Raw genomic sequence first — 14,940 nt, forward strand, 5'->3', positions numbered from 1 at the left:
TCCCTCGACCGGATTATTCTGCGCTGACGGTCAGGCCCGCCTCACGCGCTTTCTTCTCGAACCACTCGTCGGCGGCCTCGTCGAAATCGTCCGTACGGACATAGGACGAGGTGCGCGGGTGGTTGACCATGTTCGGGTCCGGGTCGACCTCGACGGCCTCCAGAAACGCCGGAAGGCCAATCCGGTCGATGGTTTCACCGATGCGCTCATGCTCCAGCGCGTTGTCGGCGAAGAACTCGATGCAGGTTTCCGCGAAGTCTTCCAACTTCTCGTAATCCTCATCGGTGTCCAGCTTCATGAACGGGACGATCATCGTGCCCATCAGGTCACCGACCTTCAGCGACCGCTTGCCGCCGATCATGATCGAAACGCCCTTGTCATCACCCGGGCTCAGCGCCTTGGTCATCACGTTGATGCAGTGCATGCACCGCACGCAGGAGCGGTTATCGATGTCCAGCGTGTCGTCATCATTGAGGCTCAGCGCACGGGTCGGGCACATCGAGATCACCGTGTCGATCGTGTATTTACGACCTTTTTCGGCGACGTGCTCTTTCACCTTCTCCTGATCCACCTTCATGTCATCGCGCCAGGTGCCGATCACGGCAAAGTCGGCGCGGTGAATGGCGTTCACGCAGTCGTTGGCACAGCCCGAGAATTTGAACTTGAACTTGTAGGGCAGCGCGGGGCGGTGCATCTCGTCCAGGAACTTGTTGATGATCTGGCGGTGCGCTTTCTGCTCGTTGTAGCAGCTCTGTTCACAGCGGGCCGAGCCCACACAGGACATCGCGGTGCGCAGCGCAGGACCCGCACCGCCCAGGTCGAAACCCATCTCGTTCAGCTCATCAAACGCCTTTTGGGTGTTCTCGGTTGAACAGCCCTGGAACATGATGTCGCCCGACTGGCCGTGGAACGCGATCAGGCCCGAGCCGTGACGTTCCCACACATCCGCCATCTGGCGCAGCAGGTCAGTGGAGTAATGATAGCCCGCCGGCGGCATCACGCGCAGCGTGTGAAACTCCTTGGACGCGGGGAACCTGTCCGCCACTTCCGAAAAGCGCGGGATGATCCCGCCGCCATAACCGAAGACCGACACGGTGCCGCCCTTCCAGAACCCCAGCCGCTCCTCATAGGAATGGTTCAACTGACCCAGCAGGTCGTTCATCATTTCCTGGTTGTTCGGCGCACCTTCGTCACGCAGACGTTTCAGGCCGGTGACGAAGCTGGGCCATTTGCCCCCTTCGAGTTCATCCAGCATGGGTGTCGGATTGATGTCCTTCTTGGATGCATCGTCTTTCATGTCGTTCCTCCCTCACGAGCCCGTTCGCGCTTGCGGCTTTTTCGGCCAATCACCATGACCAATCACAGGTGCAGACCCCAGCTCCTCCCGGTTTCTGCACGTGCAAAATGACCTTGTGTCATTGCCTTTCAATCTACACATCACGATAATCGAATGTAAGAAAAAAGTTGTCACACCTTTGAAAAACAAGGATTTCGTTGACAGCGGTTTGGAAAAGGACCTGGGAATGGAACAACAGATCGGGGATAACTCTCGCAAAGATAACGTCTTTTCCTGGCAGACGGCAAAGGCCGATGATTTCTATCGGAAATGGCGTGATGAGAGGCTGAAATCGGCTGAGTGGGCAAAAAGTGCCCAGTTCGTTGAGATCAAAAACTTTGCCGATCCCTCCGAATCCGAAAGATTCGAACTCATGCGGCGCTGCAGCATTTCAAATATTGCCTTGTACCAGGTCGATCCCACCCCCGATCCGCGACCTGCCTTGCGTGATTTCGCAGAGGCGTTCAGCCTTCGGATCGCAGAAAAACACCGCTCGGCGGGTGGTGACGGGATCGTCGCTTTGCGCGAAAGCGATGCGCCCGGGCAGGTCGGTTATATCCCTTACTCCAAGCGCCCAATGAACTGGCACACCGACGGGTATTACAACGCGCCGGACGATCGCATCAGCGCCATGGTTCTGCACACCGCCCAGCCGGCCGGTGACGGCGGGGCGAACCAGTTTCTGGATCACACGATCACCTTCATCCGCCTGATGGATGAAAACCCAGCGTTTGCCCGCGCGCTTATGGCGCAGGACGTCTTGTCTATCCCTGCCGATGAAGCGACCGGCCGGCCGGTATCCACCGGACCGGTTTTCTTTGCGGACCCGGAAACCGGCGCGCTGCAAATGCGCTACACCGCGCGCACCCGATCGATCACCTGGAAGGATGATCCGCTGACGCAGGAGGCCGTCGCCTGCCTGCGCGAGGCTTTGGCGAGCGACCCTCTGACGATCACCTTGCGTTTCGCCGCGGGTCAGGGTGTTCTGTGCAACAACGTGCTTCACGACCGGACAGGATTTGACGCCGAGGCCGACCAATCGCGCCGCCTGGTCTATCGTGTTCGTTTCCACAATCGGGTGAAAGGAACCTGACATGGCCAAACTGAGCGACCTGATCATTTCACATCCCAACGTGACCAGTTTCACCGAGCTGGAAAAGCTGGTGGCGCACGCGGGGGAAGACGGCATCATGCATCTGGAGTTCGATCTGAAGCCGGATTACCGCGACACGCCACGCAAATGGGAATGGCTTTTGGAAGCCGCTTTCACCCGAGGCACGAAATATGACTGAGCCGATCCGCGATATCGCGAAATACGAGCTTCCTTACATGCGCCGGGCCGAGTTGCGCGAGGCGGAGTTCGACAGCGGCATGAAAATGCTTCGGCTGGTCTTGCGCGAAGGCAAGAGGATCACACAGGTGGATCTGGACCCGGAAACCGCTCGCGCCATTGCTGCCGAGATGACCGCCTGGGCCGAGGCGCAGTGATGGACTACCTTCCCGTCTTTCTGGACATTCGCGGCAAAAAGGTCGTGGTCGATGGCGGTGAAACGCTGGCCGCGCGCCGGGTGGAACGGGCTCTGGATGCGGGCGCAATCGTCACTGTATTCGACCCTAACCCAGCGGAAGAGCTTCGAAATCTACTGGACCGCCCACATGTGAACCACCATGCCCGTGTGCCTGAGGCCGGGGACTTCCTGGATTGCCTGGTCGCTTATGGCGCGTCCGAAGATGACGCGCGCGACGCGCTGTTGCACAAAGCCGCGAAGCAGGCGGGTGCACTTGTGAATGTGGCAGACAACAAACCCTTTTGCGATTTCATTACGCCGTCGATCGTGGACCGCGCGCCGGTCACCGTGGCGATTTCGACCGGTGGGGCCGCGCCGGTCATCGCCCGCATCCTGCGCGCCCGGATCGAGGCTTTGCTGCCAGCCGCCTATGGCCATTTGGCGCAGTTTCTGTCCGGGTTTCGCCGTGACATTGAGAAAGCGGTGCCAACAGGGCGTGGCCGTCGCAGGTTTTGGGAGAACATGATCGACGGGCCCGCCGCCGATGCCTTTCTGGCAGGTCAAAAGGATGACGCAGTGGCCCAGATCAAGGGTGACCTTGCGCAAGGTGACCGCACCGTTGGCGCGCTGTGGCAGGTGGGCACCGGGCCCGGGGACCCCGATCTTTTGACCTTCAAGGCGCTGCGCCTGATGCAGCGGGCTGATGTTGTTCTGTATGACGACAGCGTTCCCCCCGCGGTGCTTGCTTTGTGTCGGCGTGATGCGGAACGATTGGCCATTTCTGGCAAGGTTAGAGACCAAATCACCCCGTTGCTCGCCGATGGAAACCGCGTGCTTCACCTGTCGGCAATCTTGCCTGACGGTCCGGCGGACATGCGGGTTCCGGGTGTGATCACAAACACGGATGTGCCGGATAAAAGCCATGAGATGAGCTTGACGCCACGCGATACGCTCTAGAGTTTGTCACCGATCGCTTTGCGGCATATCCTGTCGCCTGAGCCAACGTTGCCAAAGGAGCATGCCATGACCAAGATTGCCATAAACGGCTTGGGTCGGATCGGAAAACTTGTGCTGCGCACGCTGTTCGACGACGGCGCACCCGGTGAGATCGTTCTGTTGAACGACCCGGTTGGCGATGCCCGTCAGCACGCGCACTTGTTCGAATTCGACACCGTTCACGGGCGCTGGGACGCGCAGATAAGTCATGACGACGACAGCGTCACGGTGAATGGTCAACGCATTAGTCTGACGAATTCCTGGTCCCTAGAAGACCTGCCCTTGGACGGGATCGACATGGTGATCGATTGCACCGGGGCGTTTCGCACGAATGAGAAACTGGCACCCTACTTTGCGGCTGGGGTAAAGAAGGTCATCGTGTCCGCCCCGGTTAAGGAAGACAACGCGTTGAACCTGGTCTATGGCGTGAACCATCACCTGTATGACGACCAAAACCTGGTCACGGCCGCGTCCTGCACCACGAACTGCCTGGCCCCGGTGGTGAAGGTTGTGCTTGAAAACCTCGGCATCAAACATGGGTCGATGACCTCGATTCATGATGTCACCAACACGCAAACCATTGTAGATCGCCCGCACAAGGACCTGCGCCGTGCCCGCTCTGCCCTGAATTCCCTGATCCCGACCACGACCGGGTCGGCCAAAGCGATCACGCAGATCTTTCCGGAGCTTACGGGGCGGTTGAACGGACATGCCGTGCGCGTGCCACTTTTGAACGCCTCTTTGGTCGACGTCGTGTTCGAACTGGAGCGGGAAACCACCGCCGAAGAGGTGAATGCGTTGTTCAAGGCGGCGGCAGGCGGCCCCCTGAAAGGCATTCTGGGCTATGAAGAACGACCATTGGTATCGACAGATTTCACCAACGATCCCCGTAGCGCGATCATCGACGCGCTATCGACGATGGTGGTGAACGGGACGCAGCTGAAGGTCTATGCCTGGTATGACAACGAATGGGGTTATGCCTGCCGCCTTGCGGATGTTGTTCGGCTGGTTGGCGCGTCGCTTTGACCACACACTCCGGCCTTCGCGCCTATCTGGCGGTTACCATTGCCTATTGGGCGTTCATGCTGACCGACGGCGCCCTGCGTATGCTGGTGTTGTTGCATTTCCACACGCTGGGCTTCTCGGCCTTTTCGCTGGCGTGGCTGTTTCTTCTGTATGAATTCATGGGTGTGATCACAAACCTTTCCGCGGGATGGCTTGCGGCGAGATACGGACTGAATTCCACCCTATATGCGGGTCTAACACTGCAGGTTTTCGCCCTTTTTGCGCTGTCCCAACTGCCGTCGGACTGGACCATGGTCGCTTCGTTGACTTTCGTCATGCTGGCGCAGGGGGTATCAGGCGTCGCCAAGGATCTGACGAAAATGTCGTCGAAAAGTGCGGTAAAACTCTTGGCGCCGTCCGAGCAAGGCGGGCTGTTCAAATGGGTTGCGATTCTGACCGGATCGAAGAACGCCATTAAGGGGCTGGGCTTCTTTCTAGGCGCAGCGCTCTTGGCGACACTCGGCTTTTCGACCGCGCTGATCGTGATGGGGGCTGTCCTGGCGGTGATCGGGATCTGTGTCGCTCTTACCATGCCTGCCGGCCTGCCAAAGGGGTCACGAAAGACGAAATTCGCGCAAGTTTGGTCGAAGGATGCAAACATCAACCGCTTGTCGCTTGCGCGCATGTTCCTATTCGGCGCGCGGGATGTTTGGTTCGTGGTGGGAATCCCAGTCTATTTCCACAGCCTTCTGAGCAACGGAACCTTGGAAGGGGACCGGGAAGCATTTTTCATGATCGGTGGCTTTATGGCGTTGTGGATCATCGGCTATGGGGCGGTTCAGGCTTGGGCGCCGCGGCTGTTGCAAGCCGGGCGCCGGTCTGAGGGGTGGATCGTTCAGGCCGCCCATCGCTGGGCTGGTATCCTCACTCTCGTGATCACGCTGTTGTTCCTTGTATCCCTCACGAACCAGGCTTGGCTTGCTCCTGTTTTGGTGGTCGGATTGCTGCTTTTCGGATTCGTCTTTGCGATGAATTCGGCGCTGCACTCGTACCTGATCCTCGCATTTACGTCGCAGGCACGTGTCACGCTGGACGTTGGGTTCTATTATATGTCTAACGCTTCTGGCCGACTGATCGGAACGCTCTTGTCCGGTCTCAGTTACCAAATCGGAGGATTGTCACTTTGCCTGGCAACCGCAGCGGCCATGGCCTGTGCCAGCTGGCTTGCAGCCCGATGGCTTGCCAAGGCTCCCTAGGGTGCCTAGCCTTTCTCTATGGATTACGCATCACTGATCGACGCCGAGACTTGGGCCTTCATTCACAAAACTGGCGAATATTACCCGCCGGAAGCGGTTGAGTTTTCGATTTCCGATCAGCGCCGGGTCTACGATACGATGTGCCGGGCCTTCTTTCAGGGCTACCCCAAAAGTGTATCGGTAACGGACGGCGACGTGAACGGCGTGCCAATCCGTGTCTACGGTGTAGGCGCACCCCAAGCGACGGTGGTCTATTTCCATGGTGGGGGCTTCGTGGTCGGCGGGCTGGACAGCCATGATGACGTGTGCGCAGAAATCTTTGACCGAACCGGATTCCGCGTGGTAGCCGTGGACTACCGCTTGGCCCCGGAACACAAACATCCCGCACAATTTGAGGACGCTTGGGCGGCCACGCAATATGTGGCTCTAACATGGCCCGGAACGATCATGTTGGCCGGTGACAGCGCAGGCGGAAACCTGGCGGCGGCAGTTGCGCATCAGGCACGAGGGCGCATCAACATTGCCGGGCAATTGCTTGTCTATCCCGCGCTGGGGGGCGACATGGGCAAAGGGTCCTATGTAGTGCACGCCAATGCGCCGATGTTGACGCGCGCCGAGGTGGAGTATTACGCGGCAATCCGTGTGGAAGGGGGTGAACCGACAGGGGACCCGACCTATGCTCCGTTGCATGACATCACATTCGCCAACCTGCCGCCAACTTTTGTGATCACAGCAGAGTGTGACCCCTTGGCGGACGATGGCCGTGACTATTGCGACCGAATTTGCGCCGCGGGTGGCACGGCCCAATGGCACAATGAACAGGGGCTGATCCACGGCTTTCTGCGCGCCCGGACCAGCGTAACCCGCGCGCGCGAAAGCTTTGACCGCATGATCGCGGCACTAAGGGGGTTCGGCGCGGGAGATGGCCCCAACTGACCCTTTTCGCTGCCGCCGCATTCCGATAGATTGCCGTGGAACCCATATTTGCGGAGAACACGATGACCCAGCGCTTGCACCTTGTCTTCGGCGGAGAGCTTGTCGATCCGACGAAAAACACCTTCAAGGACGTCGATGCGATTGAGGTTGTTGGCATCTTTCCAGACTACCAAAGCGCATACGACGCTTGGAAATCCAACGCTCAACGCACCGTGGACAACGCACACATGCGGTATTTCATCGCGCATCTGCACCGGCTACGTGACGAGGCGGCCGAAGCTTCCTCTACCGAGGAATTGGGCAACTGAGCCGAAAGATGCGTTACGCACCGGGCCTGCAACTTTACTTGGCGCAGCAGAAGCGTCGGGGTTTGGCTTGGTGCGAAACGCAAATTCGAGTCCACAAGGAAGACCCGCTCCGGATCCGCGAGCGGCTTGGAGAAACCTCTCAGCAGCGCCCCGTCGGGCCGCTGATCTGGTTCCATGCCGGCGGCGAAAGCGAGGCGATGGCCTTGTCCGAGTTGATTTCCCGCCTGATGTTGGAACGCGACGACCTGAACTTTCTCATCACCACCACCCGCCACATTGAAAAGCATCAGCAAGAACAAATTCTGATGGGGCAGGCGCTCCACCAATATGCGCCCTGTGATACGCCCCAAACAGTGGCGCGGTTTCTAGACCACTGGCGCCCGGATATGGCGATTTGGGTTGATCGAGAACTTCATCCGGCGCTGATTACTTGCGTGTTCGAACGTCAGGTCCCCATGGTCATGATCGACGCGCGGATGAGTGACGAGGCACAACAGAAATGGCGCTGGCGCCCCGGCATGGCGCGCAACTTGCTGCGTTGTTTCCAGCATATTTTGGCTGCTGACGGCGCCAGCGCACGCAACTTCAAGCGCTTGGGTTTCCCCCCTGAAAATGTCGAAGTGACAGGGTTTTTGCAAGAAGGTGGTGCGCCTTTGAATTGTGTTCAAAGCGAGCGCGACGATCTTGCCGCCCTTCTTGCCGCGCGCCCGGTTTGGCTGGGGGTGAATGTCACGGCAAAGGAACTTGACGTGGTTGTGGACGCGCACCGCAAGGTCGTACGTCGGTCACACAGGTTGCTTTTGCTCTTGAATCCAACTGACCTTGTGGATGGACCGAAGATTGCCGAAGACCTTCGCGCCGATGGATGGATTGTAGCGGTGCGGTCACAGGAGGAAGAGCCGGACCAGGAAACACAAATCATGATCTGTGACACGCCAGGAGAGCTGGGCTTGTGGTATCACTTGTCGCCAGTCACGTTCATTGGGCAGACGTTCTACGGTGATGACCCTCGCAATCCACATGAGGCTGCTGCCCTTGGGTCTGCCATCCTGTTCGGGCCGAATCCAGCCCGCTATCGTGAAAGGTTCAACCGCCTGGAAGAAGCTCACGCAGCGCGGCGTGTGTCGACCCCAGTTAAGCTGGCGTATGAATTGGAGCACCTGTTGGCACCGGACAAGGCAGCCGCTCTGGCGACTGCGGCCTGGGAGGTGTCCACCGCGGGCGCGGACGTGACTGACAGAGTCAGCAGGTTGATTTTCGATACGCTGGACGAGGTAGGAGTTTGACCATGCAGACACCCCGTTTCTGGTTCACAAAACCCACCCAACCGGATTGGCGCGCACGCGTCCTGGCTCCTTTGGGAAGGCTCTATTCCACCGCAACAGCGCGCAGACTGGCGAAAGGCACAGCCTTTCATCCCGGGGTGCCTGTCATCTGTATTGGCAACATCAATGCAGGTGGGACTGGCAAGACCCCAACCACGATCGCTTTGGCACAACGCCTATTGGATCGCGGACTTAACGTGCATGTTGTGTCACGGGGGTATGGCGGATCAGAGCAAGGACCGATCTTGGTCAGAGAGCGTGATCACAAAGCTGACGAAGTGGGGGATGAACCGCTTTTGCTGGCGGCCTTCACCCCGACCTGGGTTGCCAAAGATCGTGTTGTGGGGGTCCAAGCGGCGGCGGAGGCAGGCGCGCAGGTCATTTTGTTGGACGACGGGTTCCAAAACCCCGAAGTAACCAAGGACCTGTCGATCGTGGTTGTCGACGCGGTGAAAGGGTTTGGAAACGGACGCTGCATTCCTGCAGGTCCCCTGCGTGAACCGGTAAACGTGGGCCTAACCCGCGCAGACTTATTGTTATCTATCGGACCACGACCCGCGCAGCAGGCGTTTCGTGCCGACTGGTCCCCCTTTCCCTGCCCGGATGTTGCCGGACATCTGGCGCCGTTGGAAACCGGAATGGACTGGCAGGATCTGGACGTGCTGGCCTTCGCAGGAATCGGTCACCCTGAGAAGTTTTTTGCCACCTTGCAGAGCATGGGCGCCAATCTGCGCCGAGGTGAGGCGTTGGCCGATCACCAACCGTTGACAGAAGCACTCATGCGGCGCCTGGAGCTTGAAGCGACCGCATTGGGCGCGCAGCTTGTGACGACTGAAAAGGATGCCGTGCGCCTGCCGGTGTCGTTCCGGCGCAAGGTTCTGGCTGTTCCTGTTCGATTGGAGCTTGACGGCTGGGCGCGAATAGATGCCGAGTTGGCACGCATTGGGTTGGACTAGGGTCGCCGAGGCGCCGCCCCCTGTTCTATTTCATCCCGGACTTCCTGATCGTGCTCCCCCAGCTTCGGGCTGGCACGACTCATAGACAGTTCGGCCCCTGAAAAGATAAAGGGCGCACGCACGGTAGGCACCCCATCAAGGTCTTGTTGCATGCCCCTGGCCTGAACTTGTGAATCTGCAAAGACCTCCTCCAAATCGTTGATTGGTCCTGCGGGAACGCCGTGTGTTTCGCAGGCGGACAGCAGATCCGCCTTTGAGAATGTGCGTGTTGCCTTGGTCAGGCGTTCAGTCAGCGTCTCGCGGTTCGCGATTCGGTCTGCATTGGTCAGATAGGCTGGGTCGGTGGCCAGCTCTTTCAGACCCAGAAGCCCGCAAAGCCGACCGTATTGCGCGTCATTCCCCGTGGCGATGATGATCCAACCGTCGGCGCAGTCAAACACTTGATAGGGCGCCAGGTTCTGGTGCGCATTGCCGATCCGGCCCGGCGCCTGGCCTGTTGTCAGGAAATTCATTCCCTGGTTGGCCATCACGGCCGTTGCGACGTCCAACAGTGCCATGTCGATCTGTTGTCCAAGCCCGGTTGTGGCGCGCTGGTGCACTGCAGCCAGGATTGCGGTAACCGCATACATGCCGGTGAAAATATCCGTTACAGCTACGCCAACTTTCTGTGGTTGGCCGGCAACGTCGCCTGTGACTGACATGAGACCGGACATGCCTTGAATGATGTAGTCATACCCGGCGCGATGCGCATAGGGTCCGGTTTGCCCGAACCCGGTGATGGAACAATAGATCAGGCGCGGATTGAGGTGGGTTAGGGACTCATAGTCCAAGCCGTACTTGGCCAGCCCACCCAGTTTGAAGTTCTCGATCAGGATGTCAGCGTCGGCCACCAGGTTGCGCACCAACGCCTGACCTTCCTCGGTCGAAAAGTCGGCGACGACCGATCGTTTCCCACGGTTGCAGGCATGAAAATAGCTGGCCGAGCGATCCTCGTCGCGCTCAATGAACGGAGGCCCCCATTTGCGCGTATCGTCCCCGGCCGGGCTTTCGACCTTGATGACATCCGCGCCCAGATCGGCAAGTGTCTGACCGGCCCACGGGCCGGCCAGAATACGCGCAAGTTCGACGACTTTCAGCCCTGCAAGAGGAGTGGACATTTAGCCGCCCAGTTTCTCGTCAAGCATGGCGGAAAGGTCGGCGTAGGACATGTTCGAGAACTTTTCGCCATCGATGACGAGGGTGGGAGTCGCGTTGATCCCGTCGGCCTCGGCGTTGGTCTGGTAGGCTGCGACCATGCTTTTCGCCATGTCCTCGTTTTCCAGGCAGGCGTTCATTTCGTCGTTGCTCATCCCTGCGGTTCGGCCAAGTTTTCGCAGGTTAGCCAGCACTTCCTGCGGGTCACCTGACCCGATCCAGTCTTTCTGATTGCCATAGATCAGGTCATTCATCCCGGCATAGCGCATGTCGCCACCGCACCGGGCGATCATCCCGGCCCACAGGCCGAACCGGTCGAAATAGACTTCGCGATGGATGAACTTGACCTTGCCGGTGTCGACATAATTCGTCTTCAGGTCTTTCAGCACGGTGGTGTGAAAGTTCGCACAATGCGGGCAGGTGTAAGAGGCATATTCGATCACCGTGATCGGCGCATTCGGGTCGCCCATGATGATATCGGGGGCAAGTTCGACGCCATGCGATGATTGCGCCACGGCGGGGTTCACACCCGGAAGCGCGCCGTTCGTGCGGTTCAGAAGTAGAGCCCCGCCTCCGGCAACTGCGACTGCGCCAAGAGAGAGAGTGAAAGTACGACGGTCCATGTTCTAGCCTTTTCTGGTTTCCTGCCGAGATAAGATGTTTTGACCCAAAGCTTCAAGGGCGGCGCGTAGCCGGTCGTCCTTTACTGGGGCTGCGGTTTTGCGTGCTTTTGCCTTCGTTTCGGGGTTCGGCCCGGGCTTTGCCTTCGGGGCCGGGGTGAATTGCGCTTGCCCTTCGGCAAAGCCGGTGGGCGCTGTCTGCGTGATACGCACACGCGCAATCGCGGCATAACCATAAACCGCGTTCACCTTGTCACGAAGCTGCTCTTTCTGCATTTCCAGCATCGGGGCCTGTGCCCCGGTGGTCAGAACGGTCAAAGTGGCGCCCAGACCTTCGCGACCGTATTTTACATCGACCGGCCGGGCGATGGCGGCGATCTGTTCGCCGGCAATATCAGGCCAGTGCGTCAGCAACCGGGTCACGGCAAAGCCACGCGATTCACCCACCTTGCGGATACGCGCAGTCAGAAGGGTCGCGGTGCGTTCAAACCCTCGTTTGCGGCGGGCTGGCTTGCCTTTGCCCTTATTGCTGGCGTGTTCTGTCATGGGGCCTATTCTAGTGTGCTGGGGGCGCTATGCCATAACAAAGCCGGTGAGGGGCCAAACAAATGTGTGATGCGGTGGGAAATGCGGGGCGCGCGACCAGGATTTTGACCTGGTACGACACCCATGCGCGCGACATGCCGTGGCGCGTGGGTCCGGCGGACCGGGCAAAGGGCGTACAACCTGATCCCTATGCAGTCTGGTTGTCCGAGGTCATGTTGCAGCAGACCACCGTGGCCGCAGTCAGAAACTATTTCACCCGCTTTCTGTCGCTTTGGCCCACCGTGCAGGATCTCGCCGCTGCTGACGATGCGCAGGTCATGGGGGAATGGGCGGGGCTTGGATACTACGCCCGTGCCCGCAATCTGCTGAAATGCGCCCGTGCGGTGGTCGCGTTGGGCGGGTTCCCGACCACGCGCGACGGACTGATGCAACTGCCGGGGATCGGTCCCTATACCAGCGCGGCGATTGCTTCGATCGCGTTTGATGCACCCGAGACGGTCGTCGATGGCAATGTTGAGCGGGTAATGGCGCGGATGTTTCGCATCGAAACGCCGCTCCCCGCGGCCAAACCCGAAATGAAGGCAAGGGCGGAAAGCCTGACGCCTGATCTCAGACCCGGAGATTATGCTCAGGCGGTGATGGATCTGGGGGCCACGATTTGCACGCCGAAAAGCCCCGCATGCGGCTTTTGCCCGTGGAATAGAGACTGTCAGGCCCGTGCCGCCGGGGTACAGTCGACGCTTCCGGCGCGCGTACCCAAAGCGCCGAAACCCGTGCGTTATGGCATCGCCTTCCTCGCACGTCGTGCCGACGGCGCATGGCTGCTCGAACGGCGGCCAGATTCTGGACTGTTGGGCGGCATGCTGGGGTGGCCCGGCGCGGCTTGGGGCGATGTGGCGACCGAATCACCGCCGATGTCCGCAGACTGGCAGGATCCCGGCGTTGAAGTGCGTCACACTTTCACCCATTTCCACCTGCGACTTGGTCTGCGCATCGCCCAAGTGCCGGCAGACGCTGTGCCGGAGGCTGGCCTTTTTCAAACGATACGACCCTCGGACCTGCCGACGGTCATGCGCAAGGCCTATGATCTGGCCCGCAGCACGTTGCCCGATTGAGGCAGCTTCGTGATCAGCGTATAAGGCGCGCGGGGAATGAAAGGATTTCGCTCATGGTCCCGGCATCCACAATCGCCAAGTTCAGCCACGCGGCGCCGTTCGCGTTGTCCTTTCTGATGGTTGCGTTGGTTGCGACCTCTGCTGCCTTCGGGGGTTGGGCACTGCTTTTACCACCCTTGGGCACCTGGTGGCTGTATGCCGTTCTTGACGCGGCACTGGGGCGAAACAGGCAAAATGCAGACCCGAATACGCCGGAACAGCAGTTGTTCTGGTATCGCCTGATCACGATGGTCTGGTTCCCGGTGCAAGTCGTGATGATCTATGGCGCGATCTGGTACGTGACCGACGCCGAGCATCTGAACGGCTGGGAAAAGCTGGGCGTTTTCTTTGGTGTCGGCGTGTTATCCGGCACCGTCGGCATCGTCTTTTCGCATGAGTTGATGCACCAGACGAACCGAGCTGAACGCTGGCTGGCGGATCTGTTGCTGGCAACCGTTCTCTATTCGCATTTCCGCACTGAGCACCTGTTGGTGCACCACCCGTTCGTAGGCACACCGCGTGACGGGGTAACCGCGCGGTATAACGAAGGGTTTCACCGCTATTTCTTTCGGGTTTTGGTTCACGGACCGATCTCGGCCTGGCAGGCCGAAGCCGCCCGCCTTGCGCGGCGCGATCTCAGTGCGTTCGACGCCGCCAATCCGTTTTGGCGCTATGGCGCGCTTCAGGTTGCAGCGCTTTTGCTGGCGCTTTTGATTGGCGGTTGGGTCGGATTGGGCCTGTTCCTGTTCCAGGCGCTTGTCGCGATCTGGCAGTTGGAGCTGACGAATTACGTCGAGCATTACGGCCTGACCCGCAAACACCTGGGGGATGGAAAGTACGAACACGTGCGACCGCATCACAGTTGGAACTCGGACCAAATGGCGTCGAACTGGCTGTTGATCAACCTGCAACGCCATTCCGATCACCATTACAAACCGGCGCGCCGGTTCCCCCTGCTGCAAACCTATCCCGACAGCGAAGCACCGCAGCTGCCGCATGGCTATCCGGTGATGACGATCGCGGCGATGATCCCGCCGGTCTGGCGCCGCGTGATGAACAAGCGCGTGCGTAAATGGCGGGGGATGTATTATCCCGAAATCACCGATTGGACGCCTTATAAAACTGGGAAGCTTCCGATGCCCAAGGGTCGTTAGGGAAACGAAACCGGCGCGTCGCCCGGCACCCAGGCGGCGCGTTTTTGCATCACATCAGCCAGGCGGTGACTGGCCAAAAAGGTCTCTAACCAGGCCGAAACATGCGGTGTTGCCTCGCGGTCGAACCGGGGTTTGTCGATCATCGCGAACTGCCGCACGAAGGGCAGAATGGCAAGATCCGCCAGACGTGGCGCATCGCCGAACAACCAGCCGCCCTCAAGCCGGTCGTCCAGCGCGCCCAGCATACCCATCGCCTGAGCGCGGGTCAGTTCAGGGTCACTTTCCGGGTGGCGCACGGCGTATTTCGTAAGATCCAGCGCCCGTTTGAACGGGCCGTCGAATTGTGCGACCAGTTTGGTGTGATCTGCGTCCAACAATCCCTCGGGGTCGCTTTGCCCCAACGCCCACAGCATGACGTCCAGGCTTTCATCCAACACGGTCGCACCGTCCACCAGACATGGAACAGTCGCCGAGGGCGAAGCCGCAAGGAACGCCGCGGGTTTGTCGCGCAGCACAACCTCGCGCAGCTCGACCCGCACACCGGAACTGGCCAGGGCCAGGCGGGCGCGAATGGCATATGGGCAGCGGCGAAAGGAATACAGGATTGGGGTCATCCTTTGGTTACACACCAAAAAAAACCCCGCCA

At 59.4% G+C, this 14,940-nt stretch carries 17 protein-coding genes; 12 read left to right on the forward strand and 5 right to left on the reverse strand.

All coding sequences use genetic code 11. The features are described 5' to 3' along the window. Positions 1–13: 13 nt before the first annotated feature. Positions 14–1,297: a dissimilatory-type sulfite reductase subunit alpha gene (dsrA, locus tag MN188_RS12160; RefSeq protein WP_242109368.1), complete on the reverse strand. Its 1,284-nt coding sequence runs from the start codon at positions 1,295–1,297 to the stop codon at positions 14–16. A 412-nt stretch (positions 1,298–1,709) separates the two neighbouring features. On the opposite strand from dsrA, the gene MN188_RS12165 reads away from it, so the two are divergent. The 10 genes from MN188_RS12165 to lpxK all read left to right on the forward strand — a co-directional run bounded on the left by MN188_RS12165 (position 1,710) and on the right by lpxK (position 9,626). After that, the gene (locus MN188_RS12165) at positions 1,710–2,429 is read left to right on the forward strand and encodes a TauD/TfdA family dioxygenase (RefSeq protein WP_242109369.1); all 720 of its coding nucleotides are present in this window, start codon (positions 1,710–1,712) and stop codon (positions 2,427–2,429) included. Position 2,430: 1 nt separating this feature from the next. Then, positions 2,431–2,628 (forward strand): hypothetical protein, encoded by a 198-nt coding sequence (locus MN188_RS12170; RefSeq protein WP_242109370.1) that lies wholly within the window; start codon positions 2,431–2,433, stop codon positions 2,626–2,628. Beyond that, on the forward strand, positions 2,621–2,824 hold the full coding sequence (locus MN188_RS12175; protein ID WP_242109371.1) for a DUF6967 family protein: 204 nt from the start codon (positions 2,621–2,623) through the stop codon (positions 2,822–2,824). The genes MN188_RS12170 and MN188_RS12175 overlap by 8 nt, the downstream gene beginning before the upstream one ends. After that, on the forward strand, positions 2,824–3,801 hold the full coding sequence (locus MN188_RS12180; protein ID WP_242109372.1) for a siroheme synthase: 978 nt from the start codon (positions 2,824–2,826) through the stop codon (positions 3,799–3,801). The genes MN188_RS12175 and MN188_RS12180 overlap by 1 nt, the downstream gene beginning before the upstream one ends. Positions 3,802–3,867: 66 nt before the next feature. After that, the gene (locus MN188_RS12185) at positions 3,868–4,866 is read left to right on the forward strand and encodes an ArsJ-associated glyceraldehyde-3-phosphate dehydrogenase (RefSeq protein WP_242109373.1); all 999 of its coding nucleotides are present in this window, start codon (positions 3,868–3,870) and stop codon (positions 4,864–4,866) included. Next, positions 4,863–6,101 (forward strand): organoarsenical effux MFS transporter ArsJ, encoded by a 1,239-nt coding sequence (gene arsJ / locus MN188_RS12190; RefSeq protein WP_242109374.1) that lies wholly within the window; start codon positions 4,863–4,865, stop codon positions 6,099–6,101. The genes MN188_RS12185 and arsJ overlap by 4 nt, the downstream gene beginning before the upstream one ends. 18 nt (positions 6,102–6,119) lie before the next feature. Beyond that, entirely contained in the window at positions 6,120–7,037 is a 918-nt protein-coding gene (locus tag MN188_RS12195) for an alpha/beta hydrolase (RefSeq protein ID WP_242109375.1), read from the forward strand. 62 nt (positions 7,038–7,099) lie between these two features. Then, on the forward strand, positions 7,100–7,345 hold the full coding sequence (locus tag MN188_RS12200) for a DUF4170 domain-containing protein (protein ID WP_242109376.1): 246 nt from the start codon (positions 7,100–7,102) through the stop codon (positions 7,343–7,345). A gap of 8 nt (positions 7,346–7,353) precedes the next feature. Beyond that, positions 7,354–8,631: a 3-deoxy-D-manno-octulosonic acid transferase gene (locus MN188_RS12205; protein WP_242109377.1), complete on the forward strand. Its 1,278-nt coding sequence runs from the start codon at positions 7,354–7,356 to the stop codon at positions 8,629–8,631. Between the two features lie 2 nt (positions 8,632–8,633). Then, positions 8,634–9,626, forward strand: a complete 993-nt coding sequence (gene lpxK / locus MN188_RS12210) for a tetraacyldisaccharide 4'-kinase (RefSeq protein ID WP_242109378.1) — start codon at positions 8,634–8,636, stop codon at positions 9,624–9,626. Here the strand turns inward: lpxK and MN188_RS12215 are convergent. Genes MN188_RS12215 through MN188_RS12225 form a run of 3 tightly spaced genes read right to left on the reverse strand, consistent with a single transcriptional unit; the run spans position 9,623 to position 11,986 of the window. After that, entirely contained in the window at positions 9,623–10,783 is a 1,161-nt protein-coding gene (locus MN188_RS12215) for a CaiB/BaiF CoA transferase family protein (RefSeq protein WP_242109379.1), read from the reverse strand. The two genes, lpxK and MN188_RS12215, sit on opposite strands and share 4 nt — an antisense overlap. After that, entirely contained in the window at positions 10,784–11,443 is a 660-nt protein-coding gene (locus MN188_RS12220; protein ID WP_242109380.1) for a DsbA family protein, read from the reverse strand. It lies immediately after the preceding gene. Positions 11,444–11,446: 3 nt separating this feature from the next. After that, the gene (locus MN188_RS12225) at positions 11,447–11,986 is read right to left on the reverse strand and encodes a DUF721 domain-containing protein (RefSeq protein ID WP_242109381.1); all 540 of its coding nucleotides are present in this window, start codon (positions 11,984–11,986) and stop codon (positions 11,447–11,449) included. 62 nt (positions 11,987–12,048) lie between these two features. Between MN188_RS12225 and MN188_RS12230 the strand changes: the two genes are divergently transcribed. Both MN188_RS12230 and MN188_RS12235 read left to right on the forward strand, forming a co-directional pair. Continuing rightward, positions 12,049–13,101 carry an A/G-specific adenine glycosylase gene (locus MN188_RS12230; protein ID WP_242109382.1) on the forward strand — a complete coding sequence of 351 codons (1,053 nt, stop codon included), beginning with the start codon at positions 12,049–12,051 and terminating at the stop codon, positions 13,099–13,101. A gap of 53 nt (positions 13,102–13,154) precedes the next feature. Then, complete coding sequence (locus MN188_RS12235) at positions 13,155–14,294, forward strand: alkane 1-monooxygenase (protein ID WP_242109383.1); 1,140 nt, start codon at positions 13,155–13,157, stop codon at positions 14,292–14,294. Here MN188_RS12235 and MN188_RS12240 read toward each other — a convergent pair. Further along, entirely contained in the window at positions 14,291–14,908 is a 618-nt protein-coding gene (locus MN188_RS12240) for a glutathione S-transferase (RefSeq protein ID WP_242109384.1), read from the reverse strand. The two genes, MN188_RS12235 and MN188_RS12240, sit on opposite strands and share 4 nt — an antisense overlap. Positions 14,909–14,940: the final 32 nt, after the last annotated feature.

This window comes from Aliiroseovarius subalbicans, from assembly GCF_022678625.1.
Lineage (GTDB): Bacteria > Pseudomonadota > Alphaproteobacteria > Rhodobacterales > Rhodobacteraceae > Aliiroseovarius_A > Aliiroseovarius_A subalbicans.

Bases quoted from the DNA above. Each gene is read 5' to 3' on its own strand.
- dsrA (WP_242109368.1), bottom strand. From the start codon at position 1,297: ATGAAAGACGATGCATCCAAGAAGGACATCAATCCGACACCCATGCTG.
- MN188_RS12165 (WP_242109369.1), top strand. From the start codon at position 1,710: ATGCGGCGCTGCAGCATTTCAAATATTGCCTTGTACCAGGTCGATCCC.
- MN188_RS12170 (WP_242109370.1), top strand. From the start codon at position 2,431: ATGGCCAAACTGAGCGACCTGATCATTTCACATCCCAACGTGACCAGT.
- MN188_RS12175 (WP_242109371.1), top strand. From the start codon at position 2,621: ATGACTGAGCCGATCCGCGATATCGCGAAATACGAGCTTCCTTACATG.
- MN188_RS12180 (WP_242109372.1), top strand. From the start codon at position 2,824: ATGGACTACCTTCCCGTCTTTCTGGACATTCGCGGCAAAAAGGTCGTG.
- MN188_RS12185 (WP_242109373.1), top strand. From the start codon at position 3,868: ATGACCAAGATTGCCATAAACGGCTTGGGTCGGATCGGAAAACTTGTG.
- MN188_RS12195 (WP_242109375.1), top strand. From the start codon at position 6,120: ATGGATTACGCATCACTGATCGACGCCGAGACTTGGGCCTTCATTCAC.
- MN188_RS12200 (WP_242109376.1), top strand. From the start codon at position 7,100: ATGACCCAGCGCTTGCACCTTGTCTTCGGCGGAGAGCTTGTCGATCCG.
- MN188_RS12205 (WP_242109377.1), top strand. From the start codon at position 7,354: ATGCGTTACGCACCGGGCCTGCAACTTTACTTGGCGCAGCAGAAGCGT.
- lpxK (WP_242109378.1), top strand. From the start codon at position 8,634: ATGCAGACACCCCGTTTCTGGTTCACAAAACCCACCCAACCGGATTGG.
- MN188_RS12215 (WP_242109379.1), bottom strand. From the start codon at position 10,783: ATGTCCACTCCTCTTGCAGGGCTGAAAGTCGTCGAACTTGCGCGTATT.
- MN188_RS12220 (WP_242109380.1), bottom strand. From the start codon at position 11,443: ATGGACCGTCGTACTTTCACTCTCTCTCTTGGCGCAGTCGCAGTTGCC.
- MN188_RS12225 (WP_242109381.1), bottom strand. From the start codon at position 11,986: ATGACAGAACACGCCAGCAATAAGGGCAAAGGCAAGCCAGCCCGCCGC.
- MN188_RS12230 (WP_242109382.1), top strand. From the start codon at position 12,049: ATGTGTGATGCGGTGGGAAATGCGGGGCGCGCGACCAGGATTTTGACC.
- MN188_RS12235 (WP_242109383.1), top strand. From the start codon at position 13,155: ATGGTCCCGGCATCCACAATCGCCAAGTTCAGCCACGCGGCGCCGTTC.
- MN188_RS12240 (WP_242109384.1), bottom strand. From the start codon at position 14,908: ATGACCCCAATCCTGTATTCCTTTCGCCGCTGCCCATATGCCATTCGC.